This window comes from Mesorhizobium sp. M2A.F.Ca.ET.039.01.1.1, assembly GCF_003998035.1.
GTDB lineage: Bacteria > Pseudomonadota > Alphaproteobacteria > Rhizobiales > Rhizobiaceae > Mesorhizobium.
Window position 1 is genome coordinate 1 of the sequence record NZ_RZRY01000045.1, and the last position, 18,544, is coordinate 18,544.

Genomic DNA, 18,544 nt, shown 5'->3' on the forward strand with positions numbered 1-18,544 from the left:
GTTCGAGCCGCTCGGCATGCACAGCGCGGTGCTGGAGACCGACGAGCAGGGCACCTTCGTCGGTTCGTCCTATCTCTACGCCACCGCGCATGACTGGGCGCGCTTCGGCCAGTTCCTGCTGCAGGGCGGAACCTGGAACGGCAACCAGATCCTGCCTGCCGGTTTCGTCGACTGGATGCGCGAGCCGGCGCCGGCGTCGAAGGTCTACGGCAAAGGCCAGCTCTGGATCGAAGGCCCGGGCGACGAAGACAAGCCCGGCGCCGGTGCTGCCGCCGGTCTGCCCAAGGACACCTACTGGATGGAAGGCCATGACGGCCAGACGGTCGCGATCATTCCGTCGGAGCAGCTGGTGGTGGTGCGGCTTGGGCTGACGCCGGCCAAGCTAGGCTACCGGCCGCAGACCATGGTGGGAGCGCTGGTGAAGGCGCTGCACTAGTGCGTTTCACCGTTTCATAGAAACGGCGAAACGCCCTATCTGTTTGTTTTTACGCAATTTCGGACGGAAAACCGCTCACACTTTTCCTGGAATTGCTCCAGTAGCACTTGCTATTTGGAGGATCCGATCATGGCGAGCCAGGCATAGCCGCGATAAAGCGTTCTGAAACGGAAGGTTGCGCCGGTGCGCTGCGATTCCGATTCAAGCACGTCGCGCAGCGAGGCGCGCGGCGAAACATGGAATTTCCGCAGCCAGCCGCGCAGCATCGTTCGGAACCAGCGCGGCAGGCCCTCCTGCTGGCCAAAATCGACGACATGCAGCGAGCCGCCAGGCGCGAGCGCGGCCAGCGCTGCCGATATCGTCTTCTCCCAGCCGGGGATCATCGACAGCGAATAGGACACGAAGACGCGGTCGAATTGCTCGACGTCGAACAACGCCTTGGCGTCGAAATCGGTGGCGTCGCCGCGCGCCAGTTTGACCTTGCCGGAGAGACCTTCGCGAGCGATGGCGGCATTGGCCGTCTCCAACATCTCGGCCGAGATGTCGAGGCCGAAGAAGCGAGTGTCGGGATAGCGGCGGGCGGCCAGCGCGATGTTGCGGCCAGTGCCGCAGCCGAGCTCCAGCACGGTGCCGCCTTGCGGCACGTCCAGCCCGTCGATCAGCCGGTCGCGGCCGAGCAGGTAGTATTTGCGGGTCAGGTCGTAGATGTGGCGCTGCCAGCGGTAGACGCCGTCCATCAGTTCGGCATGGCTGGCCGGCAGCTCCGTCGTGCTCATGCTGCGCGCTTCACGTAAAGGTGGAAGCCGCCATAGATCGCCGAGCGGTCTTTTGCCGAGAATTCGCGCGAGGCGTCGGCCTCGTAGGTCCATTGGTCTAGCAGCGAGCTGGAGACGCGGCCGGGCAGCAGGCTGGGTTCTGCCGCGGTTCGGAAGATGACACGGGCGCCAACCGAAGCGCTACGGGTGATCTCAGTCCACAGCGCGTTGAGCAGGTCGTCGGTCATCCAGTCCTGCGCGTCGAGCAGGACGAAGCGATCGACGCTGCCGGCGTCCTTGGCGGCCAGGAACTTGATCAGGTTGGCGTGGTGGATGGCGACGCGATCGATGTTGTCGCGGATCGTTTTGTAATTGCGCTGTTCCAGATAGGCAGGCAGTGCCGCCTCGCCGGGCTGCGGATAGCGGCGGGCAAAGGCCTGCCAGGCGAAGTAGTTGTTCTTCAGCGGGAAATCGCAGGCGAGCTTTTCGAGCCGAGCCTTCAAGACGCTCGCCATCGAGCCGTCGCCGGAGGTGATCAGCGAATCGTACTGCGCCGGCGGGATGCCGAGGCCGAACAGCGAAGCCTTACGCGAGGTCGCCCAGCGCAGCAGCCTCTTGTCGAAGACGGGCGCCAGTTCCTCGTTGAAGAAGCGGCGCTGCTCGCCGATATTCTGCGCCTTCATGATGCCGGTCGGGTCGACACCAAACAGCTTGCCGACGCGATGGCCCATGGCGATAAAGAGCCCGAGCAGGCCGGTCTGGTAGAAGTTGCGGTCGAAGACCGAGATGCGGCGGCGGCCGCGCCAGTTGCGGCGCTCCCAGTAGTGGCGGCTGACCGCATCGAGATGCGGTGCGATGAAGCGATCATAGGCATCGGAATTGTGGCTGGTGTCGGCTGCGCCGAAGAAGCGGAACAGGTCGCCTTGCGACGGCAGATGGCGCACCGCTTCCAGCTTCATGCGGTTGAGCGCGATGTGCGCGGCATTGAGATCGACGGCGTCGATCTTGGCCGGCGACCGGGTCAGGTAGGCCAGAATGTTACAGCCGCCCGAGGCGATAGTGACGACGCGATGACCGGCGCCGAGCTGCATGGCGTCCATGTCGACATCCGGGTCTTCCCAGATCTGCGGATAGACCAGACCGGAGAACAGGAAGGCGAAGAGCCGCTCGGAAATGCCGTCCTTCGACAATGCGCGGTTCTGGTAGACGGCCTTTCCGACTTCCTTGCCTCGACGATAAACGAGTTCTCCGGATACGTCCGACATGGAAAGGTGATTCCCCGTTTGCGTTGGCGCAAGCGGGTAGCGCAGCGTCATGACAGGCAGGTGACAGCCTGTTGACGGCAGGCTGTCACGAATTCTTACGCGCTTCCGAAGCCTCCAGGTGTCGGCGTGGTGACGATGACGGCTTCGCCGGCATCGAGCGTGGTCTGGTCGCAGGCCTTGAGGATGTCGACCGAGCCGTCATTGCGCCTGACCTTGGTCGAGCCCGACTCGCCGTCGCCGCCGCCGTCGAGACCCTGGGGCGGCCGGCTTCGATGCGAGGACAGGATCGCGCATTCCATCTTCTCGAGAAAACGGATTGTGCGCCTGGTGCCGTCGCCGGCATTCCACTTGCCCTTGCCGCCGGAACCCTCGCGGATGTGGAAGTCTTCCAACACGACGGGGAAGCGCAGTTCCAGCACTTCCGGATCGGTGAGGCGCGAGTTGGTCATGTGGGTGTGAACGCCGGAGGTGCCGGCAAAACCGCGGCCCGAATTCATCCGGCCGGCCGGTGAGCCGGAGCAGATCGTCTCGTAATACTGGTATTTCTTGTTGCCGAAGGTGAGGTTGTTCATCGTGCCTTGCGCATTGGCCATGGCGCCTATCGCGCCGAACAGCGCGTTGGTGACATGCTGCGAGGTCTCGACATTGCCGGCGACGACGGCGGCGGGGTAGGCTGGCTTCAACATCGAGCCGTCGGGGATGACGATGTTGATCGGCCTGAGGCACCCGGCATTCATCGGGATCATGTCCTCGACCATGACGCGGAAGGCATAGAGTACGGCTGCGCGCGCCACCGGCTCCGGCGCGTTGAAATTGTTCTCCATGACAGGCGAGGTGCCGGTGAAATCGACGGTCGCCTCGCGCTTTTTCCGGTCGACGGTGATCTTCACCCTGATCACTTGGCCGCTGTCGGTCGGGTATTCGTAAGCGGCGCTGTCGGGAAGCCGCTCGATCACGCGGCGCACGCTCTCGGCGGCATTGTCCTGGACATGGCCCATATAGGCCTCGACGACATCGAGGCCGAAATGCGCGACCATCTTGCGCAGTTCCGCCACACCCTTTTCGTTGGCGGCGATCTGCGCCTTGAGATCGGCGATGTTCTGGGCAGGATTGCGCGCGGGGTAGGGATGGTCGGTCAGCAGTGCCTCCAGCTCCGTCTCGCGGAAGCGGCCGCGATCGACGATGCGGAAATTGTCGAACAGCACGCCTTCCTCATCGACCGTTGTCGCGAGCGGCGTCATCGAGCCGGGTGCGGTGCCGCCGACATCGGCGTGATGGCCGCGAGAGGCCGCCCAGAACAGGATCTCGCTCTGGGCATCGTCGAAGACAGGCGTCACCACCGTGATGTCGGGCAGATGCGTGCCGCCATTGTACGGCGCGTTGAGCGCGAAGACGTCGCCGGGATGGATGTCGCCGGAATTCAGGCGGATGACGGTTTCGACGGAACGGTCCATCGAGCCCAGATGCACCGGCATGTGCGGCGCGTTGGCGACCAGCGCGCCATGGCGGTCGAACACGGCGCAGGAAAAATCGAGCCGCTCCTTGATGTTCACCGAATAGGCGGTGTTCTGCAGCGTCACGCCCATTTGCTCGGCGATCGACATGAAGAGGTTGTTGAACACCTCCAGCATCACAGGATCGGCCTCGGTGCCGAGCGCCGCGGCACGCGCTTTCCGTTCCGTGCGGCGGATCACGACGTGGTTGAGACCGGTGATTTCGGCCCGCCAGCCGGGCTCGACGACGATGGTCTGGTTCGGCTCGATGATCAGCGCGGGGCCGGCGACCGTGTTGGATGGCCTCAGGTTTTCACGGCGATAGACGCCGGCCTCGTGCCAGCGGCCCTCGGTATAGATGCGCCGGCTTTCCGAAGGCTTGGGCTCGACTCCTGCCGCTCCGTCAGGGGCGGAGGTTTCAGCCTTGTCCTGTCGAGCGGCCTCCATGCCTTCGACGGCGACGGTTTCTACGACGATCGGCTTGTCGTCATAGATGAACCCGAACTGCGCCCTGTGCGCGGCCCCGAAATCGCTTCTGGCGCGGAAGATCGAGCCATGCTCGAAATTCACCGGCAGGGCCGTGTCGGTGCCGTCGTAGCGGACATGCAGCACGGGCCTCGTCGAAAGCGCCTCCTCGGCAATGCCCTGTTCGCCGAGTTCGGCGACGACCTCGCTGCGCAAGGCTGCGATGAGCGCCTCGATTGCGGTGCGCGATTCCTCGGCAAGCGGCTGCAGCAGGCCCTGCTGGCGCGAGGCGAAGACCGACGAGAGGCCGATGCCGTAAGCGGAAAGCAGGCCGGAAAAGGGATGGATCAGCACCGCTTCCATGCCGAGCGCGTCGGCGACAAGGCAGGCGTGCTGGCCGCCGGCGCCGCCAAAGCAGTTCAAGAGATATTCCGTGACATCGTAGCCGCGCTGCACCGAGATCTTCTTGATGGCGTTGGCCATGTTCTCGACGGCGATGGTGACAAAGCCTTCGGCGACCGCCTCGGGCGAACGGCCGTCGCCGATCTGGGCGGCAAGTGCCACGAAATTCTCGCGAACCGCGCCGGCGTCGAGCGGCTGGTCCTGGCCGGCACCAAAGATCGCCGGGAAGAAATCGGGCTGCAATTTGCCGAGCATGACATTGGCGTCGGTGACGGCGAGCGGGCCGCCGCGCCGGTAGGCGGCGGGGCCGGGATTGGCGCCGGCCGAATCCGGGCCGACGCGGAAGCGTCCCGCCTCGTAATGCAGGATCGAGCCGCCGCCGGCGGCGACCGTGTGGATGCGCATCATCGGCGCGCGGATGCGCACGCCGGCGACCTCGGTATCGAAGGCGCGCTCATATTCGCCGTCATAATGGGCAACGTCGGTCGAGGTGCCGCCCATATCGAAGCCGATGACTTTTTCGAAGCCAGCGAGCTTCGCCGTCTCGACCATGCCGACGACCCCGCCGGCCGGGCCGGAAAGCAGCGCGTCCTTGCCCTGGAACATATCGGCGGCGGTGAGGCCGCCCGACGACATCATGAACATCAGCCGCGGCCCGGCGCCCAACTCGCCCGCTACACGCTGCACATAGCGCGACAGGATCGGCGACAGGTAGGCGTCGACCACGGTGGTGTCGCCGCGGCCGACCAGCTTGATCAGCGGCGAGACCTCGTGGCTGACTGAAATCTGGCTGAAGCCGATCTTGCGGCAGACTTTTGCCACGGCTTTTTCGTGATCCGGGTATTTCCAGGCATGCATGAAGACGATGGCGACCGCGTCGATGCCATCGGCCCTGGCCTGCTCGATCGCCGGGCGGCAGGCGGCGATGTCGAGCAGACGCTCGACGCAGCCATCGGCGCGCACGCGTTCGTCGACCTCGATCACCCGCTCGTAGAGCTGCTCGGGCAGGATGATCTCCTTGGCGAAGATATCCGGCCTTGCCTGGTAAGCGATGCGCAAAGCGTCGCGAAAACCCTTGCTGATGAGCAGCAGCACACGGTCGCCCTTGCGCTCGAGCAGCGCATTGGTGGCAACGGTGGTGCCCATTTTGACGTCGCCGATCGCGTCGGCGGAAATGGCGGCGCCGGCCTTCAGACCCAACAGGTCGCGGATGCCCTGGATGGCTGCGTCCGCATAAGCCTCGGGATTCTCGGACAGGAGTTTTCGAGGGTGCAGCCGGCCCTGCGGATCACGGCCGATGATGTCGGTGAAGGTGCCGCCGCGGTCGATCCAAAAATCCCATTTCCGTGTTTCCGCGGCTGCCGGCATTCTGCTTGTCCACTCATGTCTTCGTGCGCATGTTCTGTTAGTTCGGGATTTCCCCGCCAGCAATTGCAAGTTGATGTTACATATCGAAATGCAACGTTACGAAACCGTCGAGCCTGCTGATGCATTTCCCCTGCGACCGCTCACCGAAACGTGAGCGTCTGTTGAAGGAGACATACCATGAAGAAGCTCATCTTGGCGTCTGTTTCGGCGCTCGCCCTGCTGGGGGTCGCGGCTTGCAGCGACAGTGGCACCGACAATACCACCACCCAGAGCACCAATCCGCCGGCCAACGAGCAGCCGATGAAGCCTGCTTCGCCCGACGCTTCGAAGCCCGCTGAACCGGCTCCGGCAACAAATCCGGCTCCTGCCGCGCCTGCGCAGTAAGATCCGACCACATAAATTCAAGGAAGGCCGGCAATGCCGGCTTTCCTTTTGCTCCACCGATCCCGAAGGTCGCCCATCACCTGCGGCATTGTCCAGGCTTGATAGAACCGCCCGGTTCGCTCTATGAAGCCGGCATGTCGATTTGGGACCGCCTTGGCGACTTCATCGCTCGTGTTTCGTCGTCGGCGTCCTCGGGCGTCGCGGATGTCGTCGAAGCCGTGCGTACCGTGTTTTCCGGCGATCCGGACCTGCGCCGGCGCGTTGCCTTCTCGGTGGCCATGATCGCGCTCTCCGCCAAGATGGCCAAGGCAGACGGCATCGTCACCCAGGACGAGGTGCGCGCCTTCCAGGAAATCTTCGAGGTGCCGCCGAGCGAGACACGCAACGTGGCGCGGCTTTACGATATCGCCAAGCAGGATGTCGCCGGATTCGAGACCTATGCCCAGCGCATGGCGCAGCTTTGCGGCTCCGGCCATGCAAACTGCATGATGCTGGAAGACATACTCGACGGGTTGTTCCACATCGCCAAGGCGGATGGCCTCATCCACGAGCAGGAAGGGCAATTCCTGCATCGGATCGCGGAGATTTTTCAGATCGACGAGGCGCATTACGAGGCGATCCTGTCCAGGCACGTCGATCTTGGCGCCGCCGATCCCTATGTCGTCCTGGGGATCGAGCGGGGCAGGCCGTTCGAGGAGATCAGGAAACGCTATCGCAAGCTGATCTCGGACAATCATCCCGACCGGCTTATCGCGCGCGGCTTGCCGCAGGAATTCATCAAGATCGCCACGACCAGGGTCGCCGCGATCAACGCCGCCTATGAGAGGATCGAGCGGGGCCTCAGGCACGCATGAGCGGTTTTCTGCCCGACCATCCAGAGGCGGAGGTTCGGGTCTCGCCCAATTTCGGCCCGCGCCGCGAGACGCTTCGGCCCGACATGATCGTGCTGCACTATACCGGTATGGCAAGCGGCGCCGGCGCCGAGGCGTGGCTGTGCGACCCGGCGAGCGAGGTGTCTTCGCACTACCTCGTTCATGAGGACGGTCGTATCGTGCAAATGGTGCGCGAGAGCGATCGCGCCTGGCATGCCGGCCAGAGTTCCTGGCTCGGGCGAACCGACATCAACTCCTGCTCGGTCGGCATCGAGATCGTCAATCCCGGGCACATGCTGGGCTACAAGGCCTTCCCGCGGCGGCAGATCGGCGCCGTGATCGAGTTGTGCGCGGGTATCGCGGAACGCCATTCCATTCCCGCGGCAAGGGTGCTCGCCCATTCGGACGTGGCGCCGGGCCGCAAGGTCGATCCGGGCGAGAAATTTCCCTGGAAGACGCTGTTCGCGGCCGGTATCGGACATCTCGTGCCGGCGGCGCCGATAAAGGCGGGCGCTGCACTGAAGGCCGGCGATGCCGGCGCCGACGTTGAAGCACTGCAATCGATGCTGGCGCTCTATGGCTACGGTGTCGAGATATCGGGTGACTATGACCGGCGGACGGAAATCGTGGTGGCGGCCTTCCAGTTACATTTCCGCCGGCGGCTGGTCGACGGCGTGGCGGACAATTCGACGATCCGCACACTGCAGAGGCTCCTGGCTTCCGTAAAGGCAACTCCCGTCAAAAAGTCGCGTCGGGATCCTTAAATTACAATCTGTCACTCAAAGTGAATTGCGCCGCCTTCATTGCCGCCAATTCCGCCTGCAAATGCCCCTTCCGCAAGTTGTCGGGCGTCTATCCCCCCAGGCACCCGATGTTGAGTTGACCTAACTGTGCGAAGTTCTTCGTGCAGCTCTAACAGAACAGGACTACATGCAAAAATTGACCGTTGTAGCGGCAGCCGTTGCTGCCGGAGTGATAAGTTTTGCCTTCAACCAGGCCAACAGTGCCCCGCTGAGCCCCAGGGCGGACAACGGCCTCGCAGCCGTAACGCCAAAGGCAGGCTCGAGCATCAAGACGGCAAAAACCGCGCGGGCTGCTCCGGCAAGGGTTCAGAAGGCCGCCGCAACCCGGGTGACAAAATCGACGGCCAAACGCGCCAAGCGCGGCAGAAAGGCTGTCGATCTCACCACGACGGCCTCGATTAAACCCGGCAAGATCGCCGTGGCGACGCCCGCTGCCGCCGGCGAAGGCCAGTATTCGGCGATCATCGCCCGCTATGCCGCGAGCTATGGCGTGCCGGTGTCGCTAGCCAAGGCCGTCATCAAGATCGAAAGCAACTATCGGCCGAACATGGTCGGCGGCGCCGGCGAGATCGGCCTGATGCAGATCAAGCCGGCGACGGCCCGCATGATGGGTTATACCGGTTCGGCCAAGGGATTGTTCGATCCCGACACCAACATCAAATACGGCATGAAGTATCTCGCCATGGCGCGGGACCTTGGCGGCGGCACCACCTGCGGCACGATCCTGAAATACAATGCCGGCCACGGAGCGACGCGGATGAACCCGGTCTCCGCCGCCTATTGCAGCAAGGTGAAGGTGCAGATGGTGGCGCTGGGCTCGCCGGCCTGACGCTATGCAGCGCGGCGGATTTGTGCAACGCGCGCTTTATGCACGTCGTTGCCCCAAACCGCCGCGCATTTGGGGCGAGGCGCTTTTTCGTTTGCGTTTTCAGCCGGGAATCCCTTTATACGCGCTTGCCAGCTGGCCGGGCGGCCGCACCCGCGGGAGCCGAAAGGTTGCGGGTGAGGAAAGTCCGGGCTCCATGGAGACACGGTGCCGGCTAACGGCCGGCGGGGGCGACCCCAGGGAAAGTGCCACAGAAAGCAAACCGCCGCGGCATTGCCGCGGCAAGGGTGAAAGGGTGGGGTAAGAGCCCACCGCGCGACTGGCAACAGGAGCGGCAGGGCAAACCCCACCGGGAGCAAAACCGAATAGGGGCGGTGCGAGGGGAAACCTTCGAGGGCTGTTTCCGGCCCACCGTCCGGGTTGGTTGCGTGAGGCGCATGGCAACATGCGCCCGAGATGAATGGCCGCCACGTTCTCGTCGCAAGGCGAGGGCCATACAGAACCCGGCTTACAGGCCAGCTGGCATTTTTTCTCGTAACGATAGCTGAACGGGATCAGAAGGTTAGGCCGATGAGCGGGTCTTCTGATTCAAGGGTCCTGCAATACAACCTCCCAATGCTGCCAAACGTGTTCTTGAAGCCGGTGCGATTAAATCGTACCTTCCAAGAAAGGACAGGAGCACGTCATGGGCCAGGTCGATAAACGTAGCATCACGCTTTCGCCGGAACTGGCGCAGGCAGTCGACGATGTGGTCGCCGCGGGCGAATATGCTTCCGCGAGCGAGGTGATCCGCGATGCGCTCAGGCAGTGGAAGGAGCGCCGCGACCTGCTCGGCTACACCGTGGAGGAGTTGCGGGAATTGGTGCAGGAGGGGATCGATAGCGGACCGGCGCTGGACGGTCCCCCCTTAATGGAGCGATTGCGCGCCAGATATTCGAAGATGGCGGAAGCCAAAGGCGCTGACGAGTGAAGTACCGCCTGCTTCCACAGGCACTGGTCGACCTCGAAGCTATCGGCGACTATATCGCCGCCTACAATCCTAATGCCGCAATCCGTTTTGTGGAAACTCTTCAGCGGCGATGGGACTTGCTAACCCTCCATCCCCGATCGGCGCACCGCGCGACGACATCCTGCCGGGCATTCGCCACCTTGTTGTCGGGCAGTACCTTACGTTCTATCGAATTGGCGACGATGCGATCGAAATCCTGCGCGTGTTGCATGGCCGGCGAAGGATCGAGACAGAGGATATGGGACCCTAAAGCGCGTCGCGTTGAAACTGATTCAGGCGACGCGCTTAAGTCTTTGTTTTGATGCGTGTCGTTGTCCGCTCAACTGGCGACTTTGTCCAACGACGCCTCGATCGCCTGCCAAAGCTCCTCGACCGGCTCGCAGCCGATCGACAGGCGCACGAAGCCGGGCGGCACGGCGTCGCCGCGCTTCGAGCGCCGTTCGGCCGAGGTGTGCACGCCACCGAAGGAAGTCGCCGATTCAATCAGCGCGCAATTGTCGATGAACGCCTCGGCCTTCTGTTCCGAGGCCAGTTCGAACGAGATCAGGAAGCCGAAGCGATCCATCTGGGCGCGCGCCAGATTGTGCGAGGCATCGCCCTCGAGGCCGGGATAGCGCAGGCCGCCGACCGCGCGATGGGTTCTCATCTTCATTGCGATCGTTTCGGCCGAGGAGCACATCCGGTCGAAACGCACCTCCAGCGTTTCCAGCCCGCGATGCACAAGCCAGGCCTCGAAGGGACCGGGGATGCCGCCGACCAGGCTGCGCCAGTCGGTCACCTTGGCGATGATGTCGGCATCGCGGCTCGCGACATGGCCGAAAAGCACATCGGAATGACCGTTCACCGCCTTTGTGTCGGCGGAGACGACGATGTCGGCGCCGAGGTCCAGCGGACGCTGGCCGAAGGACGTCATCGTCGTGTTGTCGACGACCAGCAGCCCATCCTGCCTGTGAACGGCTTCGGCCACCGCTGTGATATCGCAGATGTCCAGCCGGGGATTGGACGGCGTCTCGGCAAAAACCAGCCGGTAACCATCGAAGCCGCCGTCGAGGAAGGTTGGCGTCGGCCTGGTGTCGCAGGCAATGCCGAGGGGATTGAGAAAGCGCTCGGCCATGGCGCGCGTGGCGTGATAGCCGTCTGACGGCAGAAGCACGCGGTCGCCTGATTTCAGCAGCGCGAAAAACACCGACGAGATTGCGCCCATTCCGGACGGGAAGGCGACGCACTGCGCGCCTTCGAGGTGGCCAAGCGCGTGCTCGACGGCGCGCCAGGTCGGATTGTCGTAGCGGCCATACTGATCGAAGCCGACCTCTGCGCCCGGCGTGTGGAAGATCGATGCCATGGTCAGCGGCAGCGGGATCGGGTCGCCCTTGGCGAAATCGCGGCTGCGCAAATGGGCAAGCGCCGCGGCGCGGGACTTCGCTTTCTTGGACATCAGGCTTCATCCCTTCGGCTGAATAGAAATTGCCAGAGACGCTATGCGTGCCGGCTGTTTGCGGCAAGCAGCGTCCTTTTGGCCAGAGGGCTCTAAACGCTTCGTTAGGCTTAATGGAGGATAAAGACGAGACGTGCCTTCAGCCTGCGCTTTGTGGTTGTGATGCGCGTGTTTGTGATGCCTGTTCCCGTTGACGCCCATAGTACCCCATGATATCCCGTTCACATCATCAAGCTTTCGTTCCGCGTCAGGGTGAAGCGTACGCCAATCGGGCAGCCGCGGCGGCTGCGCGTTTGCCGGTTTTCGCCCCGGTGAATGAAGCGATTTGCCGCGAGTGCGGCGAGGGCGCGGAGAACAACATGGGAAGGGGTGCGGCGGCGGAAGCGGCTGTAGCGTTCATTGGACCGATTTCTGTCAAACGCGGTAAACAGGATCGATGCGAAGGGGCGGGTCTCCGTTCCGGCGCATTTCCGTGCGGTGGTTCAGAAACGCGGCTATTCGGAGCTTTACGCGCTGCGTTGCCTGGACCTGGCGGCCATGGATGTCGGCGGACTCGACCTGCTCGACCGCTACGAGCAGCGGATCGCGCTGGAGGATCCCTTTCTGCAGACGGCGGACGATATGTCGTTCTTCTGCCATGGCGACGGGACGTTCCTGAAGCTCGATCAGGATGGCCGCATCACCATGAGCGACTTCATCCGCGAGCATACGGGCATCTCGAACGAGGTGGCCTTTGTCGGCCGCGGCAATTTCTTTCAGATCTGGGAGCCGGGACGGCTTTCCGCCTATGGGGCGCAGGCGCGCGCCAGGCTTTTGCAGCTTCGGCAGGGGACGAATCCCGGGGAGCGATCGGAATGATGGCTGGCCACGGCGATGATCCTCACGCCGTTGGCGGACCGGCCCGCCACATTCCGGTCCTCCTTGCCGAGGTGCTCGACGCGCTTGCACCGCAGGCCGGCGAGACGATCGTCGACGGGACATTCGGTGCCGGCGGCTACACCAGCGCCATCCTCGATCGCGGCGCCTCCGTCATTGCCATCGACCGCGACCCGGACGCAATCGCGGCGGGCAAGGCGCTGGAGCGGCAGGCCGGCGGCCGGCTGAGGCTTGTCCAGGCGCCGTTCTCGACGCTGGACGAACATGTCGAGGACGCCGACGGCGTGGTGCTCGACATCGGTGTTTCCTCCATGCAGCTCGACCAGGCGGAGCGCGGCTTTTCCTTTCGCGCCGATGGGCCGCTCGACATGCGCATGGCGCAGTCGGGGCTTTCCGCCGCCGACGTCGTCAACACCTTCAAGGCCGGCGATCTTGCCCGCATCTTCGGCTTTCTCGGCGAGGAGCGCCATGCAGGCCGCATCGCACGCATGATCGAGAGCCGGCGCGAGAAGAGACTGTTCGAGCGCACGCTCGATCTCGCCGACGCCATCGAAACGCATATCGGACGCGGACCCAAGGACAAGATCCATCCGGCCACGCGCGTCTTCCAGGCGTTGCGCATCTTCGTCAATGACGAGCTTGGCGAGCTTGCAAGGGCGCTGCTGGCGGCCGAGCGGGCGCTGAAGCCAGGCGGCCGACTTGCCGTGGTGACCTTCCATTCCCTGGAAGACCGTATCGTCAAGCGCTTCATCGCCGACCGTTCCGAAGCCGCCAGCGGCTCGCGACACATGCCCGACGCGCCGCAGCGCGCCGCGACTTTCCGTAAAGCTGGCGGCGGCGTGACGCCGGGGGAGGCCGAGATAGCGGCCAACCCGCGAGCGCGCTCGGCCAGGCTGCGCGCTGCGATCCGCACAGATGCCCCGGCGCGTGCGGGCGATTTTTCGATTTTCGGCCTTCCAAAGCTTCCCGCCGTCGAACGGCCGGGAGAGAGGTGAGCACGTGTTTCGTACCAGCGACATAGTCCTGATCGCCGTCATGGTCTCGGCCGCGGCCCTGACCTACAAGACCAAGCGCGAGGCCGAGGAGCAACTGGCGTCCGTGCAGAAGATCCAGGCGCAGATCCGCTACGAGGAAGCCACGATCGATCTTCTCAAGGCGGATTGGAGCCTGCTTACCCAGCCGTCGCGGCTGCAGAAGCTTGCCGACGTCTACAAGAGCCAGCTGGGCCTCGAACCGGTCGGCGCACGCCAGATCGGTGGCCTTGACGACATTCCGGTGAAACCGCTGACCATCGAGGACCTTTCCTCTCAGCGGCTTGGCGGCATGGCCGACAGTTCCGGCAATGGACCTGGGGACGACAAGGACCCCGTCGTCACGGGGAGCACGGTGCAATGATCAGCGGGCTTCCAAGGATCGGCGACCTGCTGAAACGCCGGAAGAAGACCGTCGAGGACGGCTCAATCGTCGTCGACGCCGCGCGCAAGGCAACGGGCGGCAAGGCCAGGACCCGCATCGTCATGACGATGGCGGTGTTCTTCACCCTCTATTCCACGATTGCCGGCAGGCTTGTCTATCTCGGCCTGCAGAATCCGGACCTGTCCGACGGCCCGCAGAGCAGGGTCACCGCGTCGCGTCCCGATATCGTCGACCGCAACGGCGAAGTGCTGGCGACCGACATCAAGACCGCGTCGCTGTTTGCCGAGCCGCGGCGCATCGTCGATGCCGACGAAGCGATCGAGAAATTGTCGACCGTGCTGCCGGAGATCGACTACGAGCAGACCTACCGCAAGCTCAAGAGCGGCGCCGGCTTCGTCTGGCTGCAGCGCCAGCTGACGCCGAAGCAGCAGGCCGACATCATGGCGCTGGGCGTTCCCGGCCTCGGCTTCCGCACCGAAAAGCGCCGCTTCTATCCGAGCGGCGAGACCTCGTCCTATATCGTCGGCCTGACCAATATCGACAACCAGGGCATCTCCGGCATGGAGAAGTATATCGACGAGCAGGGGCTGAGCGACCTGCAGGCGTCGGGCCTTGCCATAGCCAAGGACCTCAAGCCGGTCAGGCTTTCGATTGATCTGCGCGTCCAGCATGTGGTGCGCGACGAGATCGCCGCCGGGCTGGAGCGCTATCGCGCCATGGGCGCCGGCGCCGTCGTGCTGAACATCAAGACGGGCGAAGTGATGGCGATGGCCTCGGTGCCGGACTTCGACCCGAACAATCCGTACAATGCCCAGGACAAGGACCGGCTGAACCGCATGTCGGCGGGCCTCTACGAGATGGGCTCGACCTTCAAGAGCTTCACCTCGGCGATGGCGCTCGATTCCGGCAAGGCGACGATGAACAGCCGCTTCGACGCGTCGCATCCGATCCGGGTCGGCCATCAGGCCATTCACGATTTCCACGGCAAGAACCGCGTGCTGTCGCTGCCGGAGGTGTTCCTCTATTCGTCCAACATCGGCTCGGCCAGGGAGGCAGAGCTTGTCGGCATCGAGGGGCACCGCGAATTCCTGCACCGCCTCGGCATTCTCGACAGGATGCAGACCGAGCTGCCGGAGGTCGCGCGCCCGACCGAGCCCAAGGTCTGGAAACAGGTCAACTCGTTCACCATCGCCTTCGGCCATGGCGTGTCGACGACGCCGCTGCAAGCCGCCGTCGGCTGCGCGGCGCTGATGCAGGGCTATCTGATCCAGCCGACATTCCTGGTCCGCAGCGAACAGGAGGCGATGGCGGTGGCCAAGAAAGTGGTCAGCGACAAGACGGTCGAAGGCATGCGCTATCTCTATACGCTCAATGCCGAGAAGGGCTCGGCCAGGAACGCCAGGGCCCCCGGCTACCGGGTTGGCGGCAAGACCGGAACGGCCGAGAAGGTCATCAACGGCCGCTACTCCAAGGAGTTGAATTTCAACACCTTCGTCGCCGCCTTCCCGATGGACGATCCGCAATTTCTGGTGTTCACGATCGCCGACGCTCCGCATCCGGAAAAGCCCGGGATGACGGACGTCGCCGCCAACAATGCTGGGGTTATCGCCGGCAATATTATCAGGCGCTCGGCGGCCATGCTTGGCGTGAAGCCAGATTTCAGCCATGAAAATGGTGCAACGCTGGTTTCCTATCAGTGATTCTTGGGGCGCGCCGGCAACTGCGCGCTATTTTGTTGCAGTGAACGGGACTCAATGCATCTAAAAGATCTAGCCGGTATCCTGCCTGTCGAGGGAACAGCTTCCCGCGATCTGGAGGTTACCGGACTTTCCTCCGATTCCCGCGCGGTCAAGACCGGCGTCGTCTTCTTTGCGCTTGCCGGCAGCAAGGCCGATGGCTCTGCCTATGCCGCCGATGCCGCCAGCCGGGGTGCCGCCGCAATCGTCACAGGCAAGGGCGCGGCGGTTTCCGGCCTGTCGATCCCGGTTCTTGCCGTCGATGATCCGCGCCATGCGCTGGCGCTCGCCGCCGCCCGCTTCTTCGGCCGCCAGCCTGAGAACATGGTCGCCGTCACCGGCACCGCCGGCAAGACATCCGTCGCCGCCTTCACCCGCCAGATCTGGGAGCAGGCTGGCTTTGCCGCCGCCTCGATCGGCACGACCGGTGTGGTGGCGCCCGGCCGCAACGAATATGGCTCGCTGACCACGCCCGACCCGGTGGCGCTGCACCGGTTGCTCAAGGAACTGGCGGATGCCGGCGTGACCCATGCCTCGATGGAAGCCTCGAGCCACGGCCTCGACCAGCGTCGTCTCGACGGCGTGAAGCTCGCGGCCGGCGCCTTCACCAATCTCGGTCGCGACCACATGGACTACCATCCGACGGTCGATGATTATCACCGCGCCAAGCTGCGCCTGTTCGACACGCTGCTGCCGAAGGGCGCGCCCGCGATCGTCTTTGCCGACGACCCGTGGTCGGAGCCGACGATCAAAGCCGCAAAGGCGGCGGGTCTCAATGTCCTGACCGTCGGCCGCCATGGCGATTTCCTGACGCTGAAGCGGGTGGAGCATGAGCGCCATCGCCAGCGCGCCGAGGTCGTGGCCGACGCCGTGCTCTACGAGATCGACCTGCCTTTGGCCGGCGATTTCCAGATCGCCAACGCGCTGGTCTCGGCGGGGCTTGCCATCGCGACTGGAACGCCGGTGGATAAAGCTTTGGCCGCCCTGGAAAAATTGAAGGGTGCGCCTGGCCGGCTCGACCTCGTCGGCGCCACCGCCGCTGGCGCTCCTGTCTATGTCGACTATGCCCACAAGCCCGACGCGCTGGAGAACGTGCTGACCTCGGTCCGACCTTTCACCACGGGCCGCGTCATCGTGGTGTTCGGCTGCGGCGGTGACCGCGATCGGGGAAAAAGGCCGATCATGGGCGAGATCGCGACGCGGCTCGCCGACATCGTCATCGTCACCGACGACAATCCGCGCACGGAAGTGCCCGAGACCATCCGCGCGGCCATCCTCGCCGCGGCGCCCGGCGCCATCGAGATCGGCGACCGCCGCAAGGCGATCCATGAGGCGGTGGCGATGCTGCGCGCCGGCGATACGCTTATCGTCGCCGGCAAGGGGCATGAGGAAGGCCAGACCATCGGCGCTCAGACCTTCCACTTCTCCGACCACGAGGAAGTGCGCGATGCGCTGAAGGAGCGCGCCGCATGAACCTGCTGTGGACGTCGGAAGCGCTGGTCGAAGCCATGGAAGGCAGGCCCATCGGCTCGCTGCCGGAGGGCATCACCGGTATTTCGATCGACAGCCGCAGCCTGGAGCCGGGAAACGCCTTCTTCGCCATCAAGGGCGAGGCGATGGACGGCCATGATTTCGCGACAGCCGCGGTCAAGGCCGGAGCGGCCGTGCTGGTCGTCGCCGAGGGCAAGCTGCCCTCGCTCGGCCGGCTGACGGCGCCGATGATCGTCGTGCAGGACGTGCTTGCGGCCCTTGAGAAGCTCGGTGTGGCGGCCCGCGCCCGCTCGAAGGCCCGGATCATCGCGGTCACCGGCTCGGCCGGCAAGACAACCACCAAAGAAGCGCTGCGCCATGTGCTGTCGGCGGTCGGCAAGGTGCACGCCTCGGCGCAGTCGTTCAACAATCATTGGGGCGTGCCGCTGACGCTGGCGCGTATGCCGCAGGACTGCGACTTCGCGATCTTCGAGATCGGCATGAACCATTCCGGCGAGATCAGGCCGCTGGTCAGGATGGTCAGGCCGCATGTCGCCATCGTGACGATGATTGCCGCCGCCCATCTCGGCTTCTTCAAGAATCTGGACGAGATCGCCAGGGCGAAGGCGGAGATCTTCGAGGGCTTGGAGCCCGACGGCGCCGCGCTGCTCAATCGTGACGACCAGCGCTGGAAGCTGCTTGAGAAGATGGCGAAGGAGGCCGGCGTCGAGCACGTCTTCGGCTTCGGCGAGAATGCCCGTTCAACCTTCCGGCTGACCGGCTGCGAGCTCTACGCCGATCACTCAGACATCACCGCCAAAATCGGCAAGCAGGATGTTGCAGCGCGTGTCGGGGCTCCCGGTCGCCACATGGTGCAGAATGTATTGGCCGTGCTGGGTGCTGCCAAGCTCGTCGGCGCCGATCTCGACAAGGTTGCGGCGGCGCTTGCCGACCTGTCGCCCGAACGCGGGCGTGGCCGGCGCCATGTCCTGCGCCATCCAAATGGACCGATCACGCTGATCGACGAGAGCTACAACGCCAATCCGGCGTCGATGGCGGCGGCGATGGCGCTGCTCAACGCTACGCCCGTCTCGGGGGAGGGCCGGCGCATCGCGGTGCTGGGTGACATGCTGGAGCTTGGCGGCCATTCGGCGAAGCTCCATGCGGCGCTGGCCGAACTGATCGTCGGCACAGGCACGCGCAATGTCTTTCTCGGCGGGCCGGAAATGCAGGCGCTGGCCGAGGTTTTGCCGGCCGATGTCCAGACCGAGCACCGGGCAGGCGTCGAGGAACTGAAGCCGATCGTGATCGCTGCGCTCAGGCCCGGCGACGTGGTGATGGTCAAATCGTCGAAAGGCATCGGCTTTTCAAAGCTGGTCGAGGCATTGCTCGGCAAATTTCCGGCGGAAGCCACAAACATTGAACCGACTTGAGGTCGGCTCCGGGGGACGGAAGGACCATGTTCACACTGCTCGTCGATTTCGCGGACAAGATCTCGTTCTTCAACGTCTTCCGCTACATCACCTTCCGCAC

Annotated in this window: 16 protein-coding genes, 1 other RNA gene and 1 pseudogene; 14 read left to right on the top strand and 4 right to left on the bottom strand. The window is 64.1% G+C overall.

From position 1 onward, the window contains the following. Positions 1 to 436 (top strand): annotated as a pseudogene (locus tag EOA24_RS06390) (serine hydrolase); the annotation flags it as partial. Between the two features lie 110 nt (positions 437 to 546). Here the strand turns inward: EOA24_RS06390 and EOA24_RS06395 are convergent. From EOA24_RS06395 to EOA24_RS06405, 3 genes are read right to left on the bottom strand one after another with little or no spacing between them, the layout of a single operon-like run. Continuing rightward, a complete protein-coding gene (locus tag EOA24_RS06395) occupies positions 547 to 1,212 on the bottom strand; it encodes a class I SAM-dependent methyltransferase (RefSeq protein WP_126081980.1) in 666 nt (221 codons plus the stop codon). Then, positions 1,209 to 2,507, bottom strand: coding sequence for a DUF3419 family protein (locus tag EOA24_RS06400; protein WP_126081981.1), 1,299 nt, complete (start codon positions 2,505 to 2,507; stop codon positions 1,209 to 1,211). Before EOA24_RS06400 ends, EOA24_RS06395 begins: the two co-directional genes overlap by 4 nt. 44 nt (positions 2,508 to 2,551) lie before the next feature. Continuing rightward, entirely contained in the window at positions 2,552 to 6,184 is a 3,633-nt protein-coding gene (locus tag EOA24_RS06405) for a hydantoinase B/oxoprolinase family protein (protein ID WP_126081982.1), read from the bottom strand. A 177-nt stretch (positions 6,185 to 6,361) separates the two neighbouring features. Here EOA24_RS06405 and EOA24_RS06410 point away from each other — a divergent pair, with 177 nt between their 5' ends. The 7 genes from EOA24_RS06410 (at position 6,362) to EOA24_RS06440 (ending at position 10,380) form a co-directional block, all read left to right on the top strand. Then, a complete protein-coding gene (locus tag EOA24_RS06410) occupies positions 6,362 to 6,568 on the top strand; it encodes a hypothetical protein (protein WP_082056158.1) in 207 nt (68 codons plus the stop codon). Between the two features lie 134 nt (positions 6,569 to 6,702). After that, positions 6,703 to 7,422 (top strand): DnaJ family molecular chaperone, encoded by a 720-nt coding sequence (locus EOA24_RS06415; protein WP_126081983.1) that lies wholly within the window; start codon positions 6,703 to 6,705, stop codon positions 7,420 to 7,422. Then, positions 7,419 to 8,204, top strand: coding sequence for an N-acetylmuramoyl-L-alanine amidase (locus tag EOA24_RS06420; RefSeq protein ID WP_126081984.1), 786 nt, complete (start codon positions 7,419 to 7,421; stop codon positions 8,202 to 8,204). Before EOA24_RS06415 ends, EOA24_RS06420 begins: the two co-directional genes overlap by 4 nt. Before the next feature lie 166 nt (positions 8,205 to 8,370). Then, positions 8,371 to 9,072: a transglycosylase SLT domain-containing protein gene (locus EOA24_RS06425; protein WP_126081985.1), complete on the top strand. Its 702-nt coding sequence runs from the start codon at positions 8,371 to 8,373 to the stop codon at positions 9,070 to 9,072. Positions 9,073 to 9,200: 128 nt separating this feature from the next. Then, positions 9,201 to 9,596: RNase P RNA component class A (gene rnpB, locus EOA24_RS06430), an RNA gene on the top strand. Between the two features lie 158 nt (positions 9,597 to 9,754). After that, positions 9,755 to 10,039, top strand: a complete 285-nt coding sequence (locus tag EOA24_RS06435; protein WP_126060079.1) for a type II toxin-antitoxin system ParD family antitoxin — start codon at positions 9,755 to 9,757, stop codon at positions 10,037 to 10,039. Beyond that, the gene (locus tag EOA24_RS06440; RefSeq protein WP_245466994.1) at positions 10,036 to 10,380 is read left to right on the top strand and encodes a type II toxin-antitoxin system RelE/ParE family toxin; all 345 of its coding nucleotides are present in this window, start codon (positions 10,036 to 10,038) and stop codon (positions 10,378 to 10,380) included. The genes EOA24_RS06435 and EOA24_RS06440 overlap by 4 nt, the downstream gene beginning before the upstream one ends. Positions 10,381 to 10,397: 17 nt before the next feature. On the opposite strand, the gene EOA24_RS06445 is transcribed toward EOA24_RS06440, so the two are convergent. Further along, positions 10,398 to 11,513, bottom strand: a complete 1,116-nt coding sequence (locus EOA24_RS06445; protein ID WP_126081986.1) for a cystathionine gamma-lyase — start codon at positions 11,511 to 11,513, stop codon at positions 10,398 to 10,400. Between the two features lie 399 nt (positions 11,514 to 11,912). Here EOA24_RS06445 and mraZ point away from each other — a divergent pair, with 399 nt between their 5' ends. The 6 genes from mraZ to EOA24_RS06475 are packed head-to-tail and all read left to right on the top strand — an operon-like array spanning position 11,913 to position 18,444. Further along, a complete protein-coding gene (gene mraZ, locus EOA24_RS06450) occupies positions 11,913 to 12,371 on the top strand; it encodes a division/cell wall cluster transcriptional repressor MraZ (protein WP_126081987.1) in 459 nt (152 codons plus the stop codon). Next, the gene (gene rsmH, locus EOA24_RS06455) at positions 12,368 to 13,384 is read left to right on the top strand and encodes a 16S rRNA (cytosine(1402)-N(4))-methyltransferase RsmH (protein WP_126081988.1); all 1,017 of its coding nucleotides are present in this window, start codon (positions 12,368 to 12,370) and stop codon (positions 13,382 to 13,384) included. The genes mraZ and rsmH overlap by 4 nt, the downstream gene beginning before the upstream one ends. 4 nt (positions 13,385 to 13,388) lie before the next feature. Next, entirely contained in the window at positions 13,389 to 13,784 is a 396-nt protein-coding gene (locus EOA24_RS06460) for a hypothetical protein (RefSeq protein ID WP_127409674.1), read from the top strand. Further along, a complete protein-coding gene (locus EOA24_RS06465; RefSeq protein ID WP_126081990.1) occupies positions 13,781 to 15,505 on the top strand; it encodes a penicillin-binding protein 2 in 1,725 nt (574 codons plus the stop codon). The genes EOA24_RS06460 and EOA24_RS06465 overlap by 4 nt, the downstream gene beginning before the upstream one ends. Positions 15,506 to 15,559: 54 nt before the next feature. Next, positions 15,560 to 17,014, top strand: a complete 1,455-nt coding sequence (locus tag EOA24_RS06470) for a UDP-N-acetylmuramoyl-L-alanyl-D-glutamate--2,6-diaminopimelate ligase (RefSeq protein ID WP_126081991.1) — start codon at positions 15,560 to 15,562, stop codon at positions 17,012 to 17,014. Continuing rightward, positions 17,011 to 18,444, top strand: coding sequence for a UDP-N-acetylmuramoylalanyl-D-glutamyl-2,6-diaminopimelate--D-alanyl-D-alanine ligase (locus tag EOA24_RS06475; RefSeq protein ID WP_126081992.1), 1,434 nt, complete (start codon positions 17,011 to 17,013; stop codon positions 18,442 to 18,444). The genes EOA24_RS06470 and EOA24_RS06475 overlap by 4 nt, the downstream gene beginning before the upstream one ends. The last annotated feature ends 100 nt before the right edge of the window (positions 18,445 to 18,544 follow it).

What these genes read in the sequence shown, in the direction of transcription:
- EOA24_RS06465 (WP_126081990.1), top strand. Translation starts at nt 13,781, where the DNA reads ATGATCAGCGGGCTTCCAAGGATCGGCGACCTGCTGAAACGCCGGAAG.
- EOA24_RS06425 (WP_126081985.1), top strand. Translation starts at nt 8,371, where the DNA reads ATGCAAAAATTGACCGTTGTAGCGGCAGCCGTTGCTGCCGGAGTGATA.
- EOA24_RS06470 (WP_126081991.1), top strand. Translation starts at nt 15,560, where the DNA reads ATGCATCTAAAAGATCTAGCCGGTATCCTGCCTGTCGAGGGAACAGCT.
- EOA24_RS06420 (WP_126081984.1), top strand. Translation starts at nt 7,419, where the DNA reads ATGAGCGGTTTTCTGCCCGACCATCCAGAGGCGGAGGTTCGGGTCTCG.
- EOA24_RS06415 (WP_126081983.1), top strand. Translation starts at nt 6,703, where the DNA reads ATGTCGATTTGGGACCGCCTTGGCGACTTCATCGCTCGTGTTTCGTCG.
- EOA24_RS06475 (WP_126081992.1), top strand. Translation starts at nt 17,011, where the DNA reads ATGAACCTGCTGTGGACGTCGGAAGCGCTGGTCGAAGCCATGGAAGGC.
- EOA24_RS06400 (WP_126081981.1), bottom strand. Translation starts at nt 2,507, where the DNA reads ATGACGCTGCGCTACCCGCTTGCGCCAACGCAAACGGGGAATCACCTT.
- rsmH (WP_126081988.1), top strand. Translation starts at nt 12,368, where the DNA reads ATGATGGCTGGCCACGGCGATGATCCTCACGCCGTTGGCGGACCGGCC.
- EOA24_RS06395 (WP_126081980.1), bottom strand. Translation starts at nt 1,212, where the DNA reads ATGAGCACGACGGAGCTGCCGGCCAGCCATGCCGAACTGATGGACGGC.
- EOA24_RS06405 (WP_126081982.1), bottom strand. Translation starts at nt 6,184, where the DNA reads ATGCCGGCAGCCGCGGAAACACGGAAATGGGATTTTTGGATCGACCGC.
- EOA24_RS06435 (WP_126060079.1), top strand. Translation starts at nt 9,755, where the DNA reads ATGGGCCAGGTCGATAAACGTAGCATCACGCTTTCGCCGGAACTGGCG.
- EOA24_RS06410 (WP_082056158.1), top strand. Translation starts at nt 6,362, where the DNA reads ATGAAGAAGCTCATCTTGGCGTCTGTTTCGGCGCTCGCCCTGCTGGGG.
- EOA24_RS06445 (WP_126081986.1), bottom strand. Translation starts at nt 11,513, where the DNA reads ATGTCCAAGAAAGCGAAGTCCCGCGCCGCGGCGCTTGCCCATTTGCGC.